Source organism: Streptomyces sp. NPDC093546 (genome assembly GCF_044765045.1).
Classification (GTDB): domain Bacteria; phylum Actinomycetota; class Actinomycetes; order Streptomycetales; family Streptomycetaceae; genus Streptomyces.
This window is the reverse complement of record NZ_JBIWJG010000001.1, coordinates 244,678-257,553: the sequence shown is the minus strand read 5'-3', so window position 1 is coordinate 257,553 and position 12,876 is coordinate 244,678. Positions and strand designations below refer to the sequence as shown.

13 protein-coding genes are annotated in these 12,876 nt (G+C 73.1%); 7 read left to right on the top strand and 6 right to left on the bottom strand.

The features are described from left to right. Window positions 1–116 precede the first annotated feature (116 nt). Window positions 117–1,151: an LLM class flavin-dependent oxidoreductase gene (locus ACIRNI_RS01170; protein ID WP_403547216.1), complete on the top strand. Its 1,035-nt coding sequence runs from the start codon at window positions 117–119 to the stop codon at window positions 1,149–1,151. Window positions 1,152–1,221: 70 nt separating this feature from the next. Here ACIRNI_RS01170 and ACIRNI_RS01165 read toward each other — a convergent pair whose 3' ends face one another. Further along, a complete protein-coding gene (locus ACIRNI_RS01165) occupies window positions 1,222–1,614 on the bottom strand; it encodes an SCO5389 family protein (protein WP_031073764.1) in 393 nt (130 codons plus the stop codon). Between the two features lie 222 nt (window positions 1,615–1,836). Between ACIRNI_RS01165 and nucS the strand changes: the two genes are divergently transcribed. After that, a complete protein-coding gene (gene nucS, locus ACIRNI_RS01160) occupies window positions 1,837–2,499 on the top strand; it encodes an endonuclease NucS (protein ID WP_403547214.1) in 663 nt (220 codons plus the stop codon). A 76-nt stretch (window positions 2,500–2,575) separates the two neighbouring features. Here nucS and ACIRNI_RS01155 read toward each other — a convergent pair whose 3' ends face one another. The 4 genes from ACIRNI_RS01155 to ACIRNI_RS01140 form a co-directional block, all read right to left on the bottom strand. Beyond that, a complete protein-coding gene (locus ACIRNI_RS01155) occupies window positions 2,576–5,479 on the bottom strand; it encodes an ATP-binding protein (protein ID WP_403547212.1) in 2,904 nt (967 codons plus the stop codon). 278 nt (window positions 5,480–5,757) lie between these two features. Continuing rightward, window positions 5,758–6,081, bottom strand: a complete 324-nt coding sequence (locus ACIRNI_RS01150; RefSeq protein WP_031073773.1) for an STAS domain-containing protein — start codon at window positions 6,079–6,081, stop codon at window positions 5,758–5,760. Window positions 6,082–6,246: 165 nt separating this feature from the next. Further along, on the bottom strand, window positions 6,247–7,095 hold the full coding sequence (locus ACIRNI_RS01145) for a 3-hydroxyacyl-CoA dehydrogenase family protein (protein WP_355362841.1): 849 nt from the start codon (window positions 7,093–7,095) through the stop codon (window positions 6,247–6,249). A 155-nt stretch (window positions 7,096–7,250) separates the two neighbouring features. Further along, window positions 7,251–7,967: a TetR/AcrR family transcriptional regulator gene (locus tag ACIRNI_RS01140; protein WP_403547210.1), complete on the bottom strand. Its 717-nt coding sequence runs from the start codon at window positions 7,965–7,967 to the stop codon at window positions 7,251–7,253. A 79-nt stretch (window positions 7,968–8,046) separates the two neighbouring features. Between ACIRNI_RS01140 and ACIRNI_RS01135 the strand changes: the two genes are divergently transcribed. Genes ACIRNI_RS01135 through ACIRNI_RS01125 form a run of 3 tightly spaced genes read left to right on the top strand, consistent with a single transcriptional unit; the run spans window position 8,047 to window position 10,204 of the window. Beyond that, window positions 8,047–8,829, top strand: a complete 783-nt coding sequence (locus tag ACIRNI_RS01135; protein ID WP_403547208.1) for an ABC transporter ATP-binding protein — start codon at window positions 8,047–8,049, stop codon at window positions 8,827–8,829. Window positions 8,830–8,871: 42 nt separating this feature from the next. Then, complete coding sequence (locus ACIRNI_RS01130; RefSeq protein ID WP_403547206.1) at window positions 8,872–9,618, top strand: ABC transporter permease; 747 nt, start codon at window positions 8,872–8,874, stop codon at window positions 9,616–9,618. Window positions 9,619–9,631: 13 nt separating this feature from the next. Continuing rightward, complete coding sequence (locus tag ACIRNI_RS01125; RefSeq protein ID WP_403547204.1) at window positions 9,632–10,204, top strand: cob(I)yrinic acid a,c-diamide adenosyltransferase; 573 nt, start codon at window positions 9,632–9,634, stop codon at window positions 10,202–10,204. Here the strand turns inward: ACIRNI_RS01125 and ACIRNI_RS01120 are convergent. Continuing rightward, complete coding sequence (locus ACIRNI_RS01120; RefSeq protein WP_403547202.1) at window positions 10,201–10,779, bottom strand: hypothetical protein; 579 nt, start codon at window positions 10,777–10,779, stop codon at window positions 10,201–10,203. The genes ACIRNI_RS01125 and ACIRNI_RS01120 overlap by 4 nt on opposite strands. 173 nt (window positions 10,780–10,952) lie before the next feature. Between ACIRNI_RS01120 and ACIRNI_RS01115 the strand changes: the two genes are divergently transcribed. Together ACIRNI_RS01115 and ACIRNI_RS01110 are read left to right on the top strand one after the other, a co-directional pair. Further along, window positions 10,953–12,152: a sensor histidine kinase gene (locus ACIRNI_RS01115; RefSeq protein ID WP_403547200.1), complete on the top strand. Its 1,200-nt coding sequence runs from the start codon at window positions 10,953–10,955 to the stop codon at window positions 12,150–12,152. After that, window positions 12,149–12,823 carry a response regulator gene (locus ACIRNI_RS01110; protein WP_403547198.1) on the top strand — a complete coding sequence of 225 codons (675 nt, stop codon included), beginning with the start codon at window positions 12,149–12,151 and terminating at the stop codon, window positions 12,821–12,823. The genes ACIRNI_RS01115 and ACIRNI_RS01110 overlap by 4 nt, the downstream gene beginning before the upstream one ends. Window positions 12,824–12,876 lie beyond the last annotated feature (53 nt).

Sequence of the window (12,876 nt, the reverse complement as noted above, 5' to 3'; positions counted from 1 at the left end):
CAGTTAGCGGAAAATCAGAACAACTTGCCCCCTGGCCGTTGCCTTTGGCACCTGCCAGACGTTGTTGCCCGTGAGGGGAGCCGCGTCGGTCACTCGACTCGAGGAGGCATGAGGCGATGCGTGTGGGAACTTTTGTACTGGCCGCCCAATTTCCCGGCCAGGGCCAGGGCGAGACGCTGCACCGCGCGATCCGCTCCGCCGAGGTCGCCGAGGAGGCCGGGCTGGACTCGGTGTGGCTCGCCGAGCACCACTTCGTGCCGTACGGCGTGTGCCCCTCGGCCGTCACCCTCGCCGCGCTGCTGCTGGGCCGCACCCGCCGGATCCGCGTCGGCACGGCGGTCAGCGTCCTGCCGACCACCCACCCCGTCACGCTCGGCGAGCAGGCGGCGCTGCTGCACGTCACCTCCGGGGGCCGGTTCACGCTCGGCGTCGGCCGGGGCGGGCCCTGGGTCGACCTGGAGGTATTCGGCGCGGGCCTCGCGGCGTACGAGCGGGACTTCCCGGAGTCGCTGGACCTGCTGCTGCGCTGGCTGCGCGAGCCGCGCGTGGGGGCCGAGGGCCCGCGCCACCGGTTCCGCGAGGTCGCCGTCGTACCGAGGGCCGACGAGCTGATCGACGGCGCTCCCGTCCCGGAGACCGTCCTCGCGTGCACCTCGCCCGCGAGCGTACGGCTGGCCGCCGAGCGGGCGCTGCCGATGCTGCTCGGCATGCACTGCGGCGACGAGGAGAAGGCGGAGATGGTCGCGCTGTGGCGGGCGGAGGCGCGCGCCGCCGGGCACCCTCCCGAAGTGATCGCGCGCGCCGCCGCCGGGCACGTCTCGGCGGGCGTGGCGCAGATCGCGGACCGCGCGGCGGACGCGGCGCAGGCGCTGCTGAAGGCGATGCCCGGCTGGCTGAAGCAGGGGCTTGACGCCCATGTGACGGTCGACGGGCGGCACCGCGCGATGCGCGACCCCGTCGCGTACACGGAGCTGCTGTGCGGGCTGCACCCGGTGGGGACGGCCAAGGGGGCGGCGGACCGGCTCGCGGCGACGTCGGAGCGGACGGGCATCACCCGCTTCGCGCTGCTCGCCGAGGGCTCGGGGGACATCCTGGCCACGGAGGAGAACGTACGGCGGCTGGGAGCGGAGGTCCTGCCCCTGGTCACCTGAGGGTGACGACGTCGGTGCTGCCGCCCCGGCGCGAGGCGCGCCTCCCGCGATGCGGAGCGGCAGCACGGGCTCAGCAGTCGCGCAGTTCGGGCGACTGGTTCAGCAGCTGGGCCCGTACGGAAGTGAAGCGGGTGTACCGCTCGTCCACCGAGGAGTCCAGCGGGAACACCGCGACGCGGTGGCAGTTCTGGAACGCCAGACGGACCCCGAAGTGCCGCTGGAGCGCACCCCGGATCGCGTCACTCGCGAGCGCACGCAGCAGCTGCCCGCGTGCCTGCTCGTCCGGCGGCGGCGTCTGGTTGTCGGCGAACGCTCCGCCGTCCACCTTCAGCTGGGCCACCAGCGAGCTGATCATCTCCCATGCGTAGGGCAGGGAGGTCCGGACGCAGTCGACGAAGTCGGCTTCGTCGACCTCGCCTCGCTCGGCCTGTTCCAACAGCGCCGGTGAGACGTCGAGCGACATGGGTTCTCCTCTCGCGACCCCGGAAGGAACCGAGGTCTTACGGGCAGGGAAGGAGGACGCCCCCGTACGCCACGCAGAGTGCCCGGGCGACAACCTCCCGCGTCCACGGTAAGCGCGCTGTCCGGAGCGCACCAGGAGAATGGGGTCACAACCGGCCATGTACGTACGGGGGTTTAGGACCGAATCGCGCGGAAGAGCGGGTGTCTTGTAGCGTTGCGCACCATGCGTCTCGTCATCGCCCGCTGCTCCGTGGACTACGCGGGCCGGCTCACCGCCCACCTGCCCTCCGCCCCCCGTCTGATCCTCGTCAAGGCAGACGGCAGCGTCTCCATCCACGCGGACGACCGGGCGTACAAACCGCTCAACTGGATGTCGCCGCCGTGCACCCTCAAGGAGGGTGATGACAGCGTGTGGACGGTCGTGAACAAAGCGGGCGAGAAACTGATCATCACGATGGAGGAGATCCTCCACGACTCGTCGCACGAGCTCGGGGTCGACCCCGGCCTCATCAAGGACGGCGTGGAAGCGCACCTCCAGGAGCTCCTCGCCGACAGGATCGAGACATTGGGGGACGGTTATTCGCTGATCCGGCGCGAATACCCGACGGCCATCGGTCCCGTGGACATCCTCTGCCGCGACGCGGACGGTGCCACGGTCGCCGTGGAGATCAAGCGGCGCGGCGAGATCGACGGCGTGGAGCAGCTCACGCGCTACCTGGAGCTGCTCAACCGCGACCCGCACCTGGCACCGGTGCGGGGCGTCTTCGCCGCGCAGGAGATCAAGCCGCAGGCGCGCGTGCTGGCGACGGACCGCGGGATCGCGTGCGTGGTGCTGGACTACAACGCGCTGCGCGGCATCGAGGACGACAAGCTGCGGCTGTTCTGAGCCGTTTGATCAGCGGTACGCGGAAGGCCCCGGGCGAGTGAACTCGTCGCCCGGGGCCTTCCGCGTACCCCGCGTCTCAGGAACCGCTGGGCGCGCCTCCGTCGGTGGTCGTGCCGCCGGTGGTGTCGGTGCCACCGCCGGTGGTCCCGCCGCCCGCGCCGCCGCTCGTGGTGTCGGTGCCGCCGCTGCCGGCGCCGCCGTCCGCCGTGCCCCCGGTCGTGGTGTCGCCCGTCGTCGAACCGCTCGTGCTGCTGCTGGTCTCGCCCGTCGTGGAGCCGCTCGTGGTCGGCGCCGGCGAGGTGGTGCCGCCGGAGGTGCTCGGCGAGGGGGCGCCGCTGCTGCCGCCGGTGCTGGTCGGCGAGGAGCTGCCACCGCCGGTGCTGGTGGGTGAGGAGCTGCCGCCGGTCGACGTGGAGCTGCTGCCGCCGGACGTCGGCGAGGTGCCGCTCGTCGACGTCGAGCCGGTCGTCGCGGACGGCGTGCCGCCGCCCGGCGCGGTCGGGTTGCCCGCCGAGCCCGACTCGCCCGGCCGGGCGGAGGCGCCGGGGCCGCCGCTTCCGCCCGGACCGCCGGTTCCGCCGGAGCCTCCGGTGGAGCCGCCGCCGGGGTGGCGGGTGGAGTCCTGGCCGGGCTCCTCGGCGTCCGAGCCGCCGTCGCTGCCGTTGCCGTCGTCCACGGTGGCCGGCTGGTCGGACGTGACGCGGCCCGAGCCGCCCTCGTCCTCCTCGCCGCCCGAGGTGGCGCCGAGCGTGACGACCGTGCCGAGTACGGCGGCGAGGAGTGCGCCCGCGCTCGCCGCGACGAGGTTGCGCCGGGCGCCGGTGAGCAGGGTGCGCCGCGCCGATGCGCCGAGCCCGGAGAGACCGAGGCGCGAAGCACCGGGCCGCGCGAAACCGGGTCCCGAAGAGCCAGGTCCCGAAGAACCGGCCCCCGGAGGACCGGACGCCGGGGAGTGGGGCGCGGACGCGCGGGGCCCGGCGCCCAGGGGAGCCTGCCCCGGCCGCGCACCAGGCCCACCGGGCGTCGTGCCCGGCGCACCGGGGCCGTCCTTGCGCAGGCCGCCCGAGGGCGTCTCGTGCGACAGGCCCGGCAGGTACGGAAGGGCCGCGAGACCGCCGGACGTCGCCGGTACGCCGCCGGCCGGGGTCGCCGGCCCCTCGCGCCGTGCACCGGGCAGCTCCTCGCCCGCCGCCGTACGCCCGCCGGACAGCGCGCCGCGCTCGCGGTCGACGACCAGCGCCAGGGCCCGGCGGCCGGCGACCGTACCGCGCTTGTCGGCGAGCGCGCCGCGCATGCCGATGGACGCCTCCAGTTCGGCGCGCGCCCGGTCGAGGTTCCCGGAGCAGAGCGCGAGGACGCCCAACTCATGGTGGAAGTACGCCTCTTCGGCCACTTCGCCCGAAATGCGGGCGGCCTCCTGGCCGGTGCGCAGCGCCCGCTCCCAGGCGGCCCAGTGCAGCCCGGCGGCGAAGGCGGGCGCCGCGCTGCGCGCCAGCAGCACGGCCGCGCTCGCGTGGCCGGCCTCTCCCCCGGGCACCAGCGCGGCCATCGCGGCGAGCACCGCGTCCGCCTCGGCGCACGCCCGCTCGGAGGTGACCGACGGGTGCGCGGCCCACCAGGCGTAGTGCTGGGCGGCGGTGTGGGCGCGGGCGACCGCGCCCTTGTCGTACCCGCTCCGGGTCAGCTGGGCGAGGACTCCGGAGGCGAGCCGGTGGCGTGAGCCGACCGGGGTGAGCAGCCCGCAGCCGAGCAGCTCGGCGAGGGCGGCGTCCGCGTGGGTGTCGCCGACCAGCGCCGGCAGGTGCGCCTGGTGCGGCACCTCGCCGCCGAGCGCGACCGCGAAGCGCAGGGTCTCGCGCGCCGACTCGGAGAGCCGGGAGGCGAGCAGCGCGGCGGGCGCGGCGCCTTCGGCGAGCGTCGGCAGCGGTACGTCACGGATGCCGGCGAAGACGTCGGCGTCGCCGGACGCGTCGTCCGCGAGCTCCGTGTCGCCGTCGTCGTCCGCGTCGGCGCTGCCGGCACCGGAACCGGCGCGCAGCTCGTCGCGCTGCCGCAGCAGGGCGCCGGCCTGGACGAAGCGCAGAGGCAGGCCCTCGGACTCGAACCAGAGGTCGCCCGCCCAGTTCGCCTCGTCGTCGGTGAGCGCCCGGTCGACGCCGCGCTCCAGCAGCTCGAGGACGGAGCCTCGGCCGAGCCCGCTCAGGAAGACCTCTTCGAGGTGCGCGTCGGGCGAGGGCGCGGCGACGTCGGGCGTGGTGGCGAGCAGGAAGGCGCACTCGGGCGCGGCGTCGAGCAGCTCGTCCAGCGCGGCGCCGCCGAAGTCGAGATCGTCGACGACCACGACCGCGCCGATCTCCCGTACGCCGGCCAGCAGCCCCGCGCGGTCGGGCCGCTGCCCGGGCGCGCGGTACACGGTGGCGAAGAGCTCGTGGAGCAGCTCGGTGGGCGTGCGGTGGTGGCCGCTGAGCCGTACGACACCGTCGGGGGCGAGGTCGGCGCAGTCGGCCGCGACGGCGTCGAGCAGCGCGGTGCGGCCGGAGCCGAAGGGCCCGGTCAGCCGGACGGAGCGGCCGCGCGCGAGGAGCCGTACCAGCCGTTCGCGCTCCTCCTGGCGCTCCAGCAGCGTCAGATGGCGGGCGGCGGGGCCCGGGGGCACGGGCGGGCCCGCCGCGCGGGCCCGATCGGCGCGCTCTTCGGCGGTGCGGCGGCCCGGTGGTGCGGGCTGCCGTCCGGGCGGACAGGGTTCGATCTCGCTGCCGTCTATCGGGTTGACGGTGAGCAGGAGGTCGCCCGCGACGATCTGGGCGGTACGGGCGGGGCCGGCCGGCAGTCCCCGCTCGGCGCCGCGTTCGGCGCCGCTCGCGCGCGGCGGCGCGTCGTCGCCGGACGCCGCGTGGGCGCGGTGGGAACCGTCGCCGCCGGTTTCGTTGTCATCGTTGTCGTGGCCGTACTCAGCCGGCCCTCGGTTCATCGGGTTCATGGTGTGTGCCCCCAAAAGCGGTGCGCGCCGAAGCCCCTCCCGGCCGATCCGCACGCCGCTGTCGCTTCTGGTCCGGTGCCCGCCGGTGGGTCCGTCGTTCGGCAGGCGACCGAACCCTAGACGTTCGCCCAGTATCGGGGAAGCGCGGGGGTGCCGTGCTGCCCAAGACGTCACGGTCTTGTGAGGATTGTGCGCTTGTGGTGTACCGCCGCGGCCTGCGACGGCCTGCCCGATGTGGGACGCGGTTCGGGCGCGGTGCGGACCGGTTCAGACGCGGTTCAGACGCGGGGCAACGTTTCGGCGGCGATACCGCCCTCGATGGCGAGGATGCGGTGCAGCCGGGTGGCCACCAGCAGGCGCTGCATCTGGGGCGGGACGCCCCGCAGCACCAGCCGGCGGCCGCAGCGGCCCGCACGCCGGTGAGCGCCCATGATGACCCCGAGTCCGGTGGCGTCCCAGGAGTCGAGGCCGGTCAGGTCGAGCACCAGGTCGCCGGCGCCGTCGTCGACGGCCGAGTGCAGGACCGTACGGGCGTCCGCCGCGCTGCGGACGTCGAGGCGGCCCCCGACGACCAGCTCGGCGTGGTCGCCCCTGATATGCATATGCGCTCCCCGAGAGTGCGGTGGTGGTGCGTGCGGTGATGGTGCTGTGGTCGTCAGGTCTTTCTATGCATCAACTGACTGCCGTACCGGTGGAGCAGTTGCGCCTTGTAAGCGAACCGATATCGAATTCACCCCTCGGGGTGATGGCGTCACCGCCGATACGGCTCAGTGCTTGTAGAAGCCCTGCCCGCTCTTGCGACCGATGTCACCGGCGTCCACCATCCGGCGCATCAGCTCCGGCGGCGCGAACTTCTCGTCCTGGGTCTCGGTGTAGATGTTGCCGGTGGCGTGCAGCAGGATGTCGACGCCCGTCAGGTCGGCGGTGGCGAGCGGCCCCATGGCGTGGCCGAAGCCGAGCTTGCAGGCGATGTCGATGTCCTCGGCGGAGGCGACGCCCGACTCGTACAGCTTCGCCGCCTCGACGACCAGCGCGGAGATGAGACGGGTCGTCACGAACCCGGCGACGTCGCGGTTGACGACGATGCAGGTCTTGCCGACGGACTCGGCGAACTCGCGCGCGGTGGCGAGGGTTTCGTCGCTCGTCTTGTAGCCGCGCACCAGCTCGCACAGCTGCATCATCGGGACGGGCGAGAAGAAGTGCGTGCCGACGACGCGCTCCGGGCGCTCCGTCACGGCGGCGATCTTGGTGATCGGAATGGCGGAGGTGTTGGAGGCGAGGACGGCGTCGTCGCGTACGAGCTTGTCGAGCGTACGGAAGATGTCGTGCTTCACCTCCAGCTTCTCGAAGACCGCCTCGACGACGATGTCGGCGTCGGCGACCGCGTCGAGGTCGGTGGTCGTGCTGATCCGGGCGAGCGCGGCCTCGGCGTCGGCGGCGTCCAGCTTGCCCTTGGAGACGAACTTGTCGTACGACGCCTTGATGCCGTCCGTACCGCGGGTCAGGGCCGCGTCGGTGACGTCCCGCAGCACGACCTCCCAGCCCGCCTGGGCCGAGACCTGCGCGATTCCGGATCCCATGAGTCCGGCCCCGATGACGGCGAGCTTCCTGGCCACGTTCTACCCCTTAACGCCTGTTTACTTTTCGGCCCTTCGGCGGGAGGTTAGCGCCCGGCGGCGCCGCTGTGGCGGCGAAGAGATGCGCGTCACGTCTCACATGACGGACATCACACTGATACGGCCCGCCGGGTGAGGCTCCGGGCGGGACGCCCCTACCGCTTCACGGCGTAGGCGAGCACCTTCTCGCCCAGCAGTTCCTCCATCTCGTCGAGGAGGACGAGGGCTTCGCGCGAGACCTCGACGGGGTCGCGGCGGCGCAGCATCTGGGCCGTGATCCAGCGCATGAGGGTGGAGTGCAGCCAGTTCAGCTGGCCGGCGACGAGTTGGGGCCGGGGGTCGGTGTCGTCGGCGCCCGCCTCCTCCCGCACGGTGCGCTCCAGGTGCTCCAGGATCTGGCCCTGCATCTCCCACATGCGGGAGCGGAGGGCGTCCGCGTCCAGGATGACCTGCATGAAGTCGGCGTAGCCCGGGAAGAGCCCGACGGCGTGGGAGAGGCCCTCCACCGCCTCGCGCAGCTCGCGCAGGACGGCCTCGGCGGCCGACTCCCCCGTGCGCCGGCCCCTGACCCACCGGGAGATCCGGTCGACGAGGCCCTCCCTCCGGTCGAGGAAGAGGTCCTCCTTGGTGGGGAAGTAGTTGTAAACCGTGTTGACGGAGACGTCGGCGGCCCGGGCGATCTCGGCGATCGTCACCGCGTCGAAGCCGCGCTCCAGGAACAGGCCCGTGGCCACATCGGAGATGTGGCGCCTGGCCTGCCGCTTCTTGCGCTCCCTCAGCCCCTCGCGCGGCTCGTTCGGCTCGCGCGGCCCGCTCGGCCCAGTCGGCTCGTTGGGCCCGCTCGCCCCGCTCGGCTCCCCGGTCGTCGTCATGCCGCCATCCTAGCTTTCCTGGTCCCGCTGAAAACTTGGCGTCATTGCAATTTTTAAGTCGCTCTGTTTTTCTGGGGTCATGGCAATCATCAGCGCGGCCGGACTGGCCCACACCTTCCGCACCCGCCGCGGACCCGTCGAAGCCGTGCGCGGCGTCGACCTGACCGTGCGGTCCGGCGAGATCCTCGGCTTCCTCGGCCCCAACGGAGCCGGCAAGACCACCACCCTGCGGATGCTCACCACGCTGCTCCCGCCGACCGGCGGCGCCGCCACGGTCGCCGGCTGCGACCTGGCCACCGACCCCGCCGGCGTACGGAGGAAGATCGGGTACGTCGCCCAGTCCGGCGGCGTCGACCCGCAGATCTCGGTACGCGAGGAGCTCGTCACCCAGGGCCGCCTCTACCGGCTGTCCAAGTCCGAAGCGGCCGCCCGGGCCGAGGAGCTCGCGCGTGACCTGGACCTGGACGGGCTGCTCGACCGGCCGTGCGCGGCCCTCTCCGGCGGCCAGCGGCGGCGGCTCGACATCGCGCTCGGGCTCGTCCACCGCCCCGAGGTGCTCTTCCTCGACGAGCCGACCACCGGCCTCGACCCCGGCAGCCGGGCGGACCTGTGGCGGCTGGTGCGGCGGCTGCGCGCCGAGCACGGCACGACCGTCTTCCTCACCACCCACTACCTCGACGAGGCGGACGCGCTGTCCGACCGGCTCGTCGTCATCGACAAGGGCGCGGTGGTCGCGGAGGGCACCCCGGCGGAGCTCAAGGAGCGGTACGCCGGCTCGGCGGACGCGTCCCTCCAGGACGCCTTCCTCGCCATCACCGGGCGCCGCCCCGCGCCCGCCGACCCCGCACCCCTCGCGGTCTAGAACCAGGAGCCTGCCTTGTCGATACACGACTCGATACACGACATGACGCGCGACACCGCGCTCGTCTTCGGGCGGTACGCCCGCGCGACGCTGCGCTCCAAGTTCCACATGCTCTTCGGCGTGCTGATGCCGCTGCTGTACCTGCTCTTCTTCGGGCCGCTGCTCACCGGGCTGCCGCTCGGGACGGAGGGCGACTCGTGGCAGGTGCTCGTCCCCGGGCTGCTGCTCCAGCTGGCGCTCTTCGGGGCGTCGTTCGCCGGTTTCTCGATCGTCGTGGAGAAGCAGACGGGGGTGGTGGAGCGGATGCGGGTCACGCCGGCCGGCCGCCTCGCCCTGCTGCTCGGGCGGGTCCTGCGGGACGCGGCGCTCCTCGTCTTCCAGGCGGTGCTGCTGGTGCTGGCGGCGGTCGCGATGGGCCTGCGGGCCCCGCTCGGCGGGGTCCTCATCGGCTTCGGCTTCGTCGCCGTCCTGACGACGGCGCTGGCCTCGCTGTCGTACGCGCTGGCGATGAAGGTCTCGGCACCTCACGAGTTCGGCCCGGTCATCAACGCCGTGACCATGCCCTCGATGCTGCTGTCGGGCCTGATGCTGCCGATGGCGCTGGCACCCGCCTGGCTGGACGGGCTGTCGCACCTCATGCCGTTCCGCTACCTGGTGGACGCGGTGCGGGCGGCGTACGTCGGGGAGTACGCGAGCGCGGCGATGCTGTACGGGGTGCTGGTCGCGGTCGCGTTCGCGGGACTGGCCGTGACGGTGGGCACACGTGTGTTCAGAAAAGCTGGTGCGTAACTAGGCTGGCCGTATGGTCAATCTGACGCGCATCTACACGCGCACCGGCGACAAGGGCACGACGGCGCTCGGCGACATGAGCCGGACCGCCAAGACCGATCTGCGCATCGCGGCGTACGCCGACGCCAACGAGGCCAACGCCGTCATCGGCACGGCGATCGCGCTGGGGAAGCTCGACCCGGACGTCGTCAAGGTCCTCGTCCGCGTCCAGAACGACCTGTTCGACGTGGGCGCGGACCTGGCGACCCCGGTCGTGCCGGACCCGGAGTACCCGCCGCTGCGCGTGGAGCAGTCGTACATCGACAAGCTGGAGGCGGACTGCGACCGCTTCCTGGAGGACCTGGAGAAGCTGCGCTCCTTCATCCTCCCGGGCGGCACGCCGGGTGCGGCGCTGCTGCACCAGGCGTGCACGGTGGTGCGGCGCGCCGAGCGCTCGACGTGGGCCGCGCTGGAGGTGCACGGCGAGACGATGAACGTGCTGACGGCGACGTACCTGAACCGGCTGTCCGACCTCCTGTTCATCCTGGCCAGGACGGCCAACAAGGAGGTCGGCGACGTGCTGTGGGTGCCCGGCGGGGAGCGCTAGCCACGGCTCACCCGGATCGGTTCGCGCTGCTTCTCCGGCTCCTCCGGGCCCTTCCTCGGCCACACGAAGTACGACAGGGCGATCAGCCCGTGGATCCCTGCGGCCCGCCACGCGCCGCCCATCCAGCCGCTCAGCGTGTCGGTGCGGCTCGGGTCGTCCACGTACAGGATCGCCAGCCACAGCAGCACCGTGGCGACCGCAGCCCCCACGAGGGTGCCGAGCCAGATGCGGCCTTCGTGGCGGGCGCGGGCCATGCCGTAGCGGGGCGGCGGGACCGGGCGGGGGCCGCCCGCGAGGCGGTGGGCGGCGTGGCCGTCGAGCCACTTCACGGTGCGGTGGCCGTGGCCGACGGTGTAGCCGATGTAGAGCGCGGCCAGGCCGTGTTCCCAGCTCGGCTCGGCGCCGTTCTTGAGGTCGATCGCGGTCGCGACCAGCAGCACGACCTCCAGCAGCGGCTCACACAGCAGCAGCGCGGCGCCCGTGCGGGGCATCTTCAGCAGGTAGCGGGTGGCGAGCCCGGCGGCCAGCAGCACCCAGAAGCCGACCTCGCAGATCACGATGAGTGCGACGACCACAGCAGTTCTCCCTCCAACGGCCTCCGGCGGCCCTTTGGTACCCCTCCAGCCTTCCGGCCTCCGCCCGCCGTTTCGTCGTCACCGGTGACGAATCGGTACTGCATCCTTCGATGTAGTCGACGCTCCGCCCGTGCGTGGACGCCTCCGGGCGGGCCACCGTGTTGGATGGACCCGTGAGACTCCCCCGTACGCATCGCGACGACGTGCTGATCGCCGCGGCCGGGCTGGCCTGCGGCCTGGTGCTGTGGGCGTTCGGGCTGTACTCGCAGGGGCCGGGCTCCGGGCTGCCGGCCGGCGCGGTGGTGCTGGTGCCGCTCCTCGCGATGACCTCGCTGGCGCTGGTGCGCCGGACCATGCCGCGTACGGCACTTGTCGCCGGTACGGTCGCCGTCGTCGGGGACCAGTTCACGCGTGGCAACCTGATGACGGTCGTGATGTTCGCCGACATCGTGTACGCGGCCGTCGTGTACGGCCCGCCCGCCTCGGCGCGCCGCATCCCGGTCACCACCGGTCTGATCACCATCGGGGTCACGCTCGGCTTCCTGGCCTGGTACCGGGAGCCGGTCGCGCTGCTGATCGGGGTGGTCACGGCCCTCATCTCGTTCTTCCCGGCGATCACCGGCGCGGTCGTCCGCAACCACCGGCAGGCCGCCGACACCGCGCGGCTGCGGGCGGAGCAGACGGCGCTGCTGGCCGAGCGGGACCGGCGGGAGGCGGTGATCGCCGAGCGGGCCCGGATGGCGCGGGAGCTGCACGACCTGGTGGCGGGCCATCTGTCCGCGATCGCGATCCACTCCACCGCCGCGCTGTCGCTGGACGATCCGAAGACCTCGCGCGAGGCGCTCGGCGTCATCCGGGAGAACAGCGTCGAGGGCCTCGCCGAGATGCGCCGGCTCATCGGCCTGCTGCGCGACCGCGGCGACCACGACGAGCCGGCACCCGCCCCGACCCTCGACGGGCTTGATGCCCTGGTGCGCCAGGCGCGGACGAACGGCGCCGGGAGCGGCCTGGTGTTCCGGCTGTCCGACGGCCGCGCGCCGGACACCGTGCTGCCGGCGCCGGTCGAGCTGGCGGCGTACCGCATCGTGCAGGAGTCGCTGACGAACGCGCTCAAGCACGCCGACCCGGGCGAGGTCTCCGTCGTCCTGCGTTCGGCCGACCACGCGCTGGCGGTGGAGGTGACGAGCCCGTACGGCATCCGGCCCGGTCCGCGGGTGCCGGGCTCGGGCGCCGGGCTGGTGGGGATGCGGGAGCGGATCGGGCTGGTGGGCGGGGAGTTCGAGGCGGGCCCGGTGGTGGAGCGGGGCGAGAAGATCTGGCGGGTACGGGCGGAGCTGCCCGTGACGGAGGACGACAAGGAGCCGGACGCATGACGGACAGCCCACGGGTGCGTGTGCTCGTCGCGGAGGACCAGAGCGCGGTACGGGCGGGGCTGGTGCTCATCCTGCGCAGCGCCCCGGACGTCGAGGTGGTCGGGGAGGCGCGGGACGGCGAGGAGGCGGTGCGGCTCGCGCGGGAGCTGCGGCCGGACCTGGTGCTGATGGACATTCAGATGCCCCGGCTCGACGGGGTGTCGGCGACCCGCCAGGTGGTGGCGGAGGGTCTCGCCGACGTCCTCGTCCTGACCACGTTCGACCTGGACGAGTACGTCTTCGGGGCGCTGCGCGCCGGGGCGGCCGGGTTCCTGCTGAAGAACACGGAGGCGAAGGACCTGATCGAGGCGGTGCGGACGGTGGCGCGCGGCGAGGGCCTGATCGCCCCGGCGGTGACGCGGCGCCTGATCGCCGAGTTCGCGGCCCCGTCGCGACCGGCGCCACGGAACGGGAACGGGGAGGCCCCGGATCCGGCCGTGCTGGACGCGCTCACGCGGCGCGAGCGCGAGGTGCTGTCCTGCCTGGGCGAGGGGCTGTCGAACGCGGAGATCGCGGTACGCCTGGACATGGCCGAGGCGACGGTGAAGACGCACGTCAGCCGCCTGCTGGGAAAGCTGGAGCTGCGCAGCCGGGTGCAAGCGGCGGTGCTGGCCCAGGAGTTGGGCGTCTGACGCTCGGGTCAACGGCAGAGGAACTGTAATGGTCTGGACCTATTGACGATTGG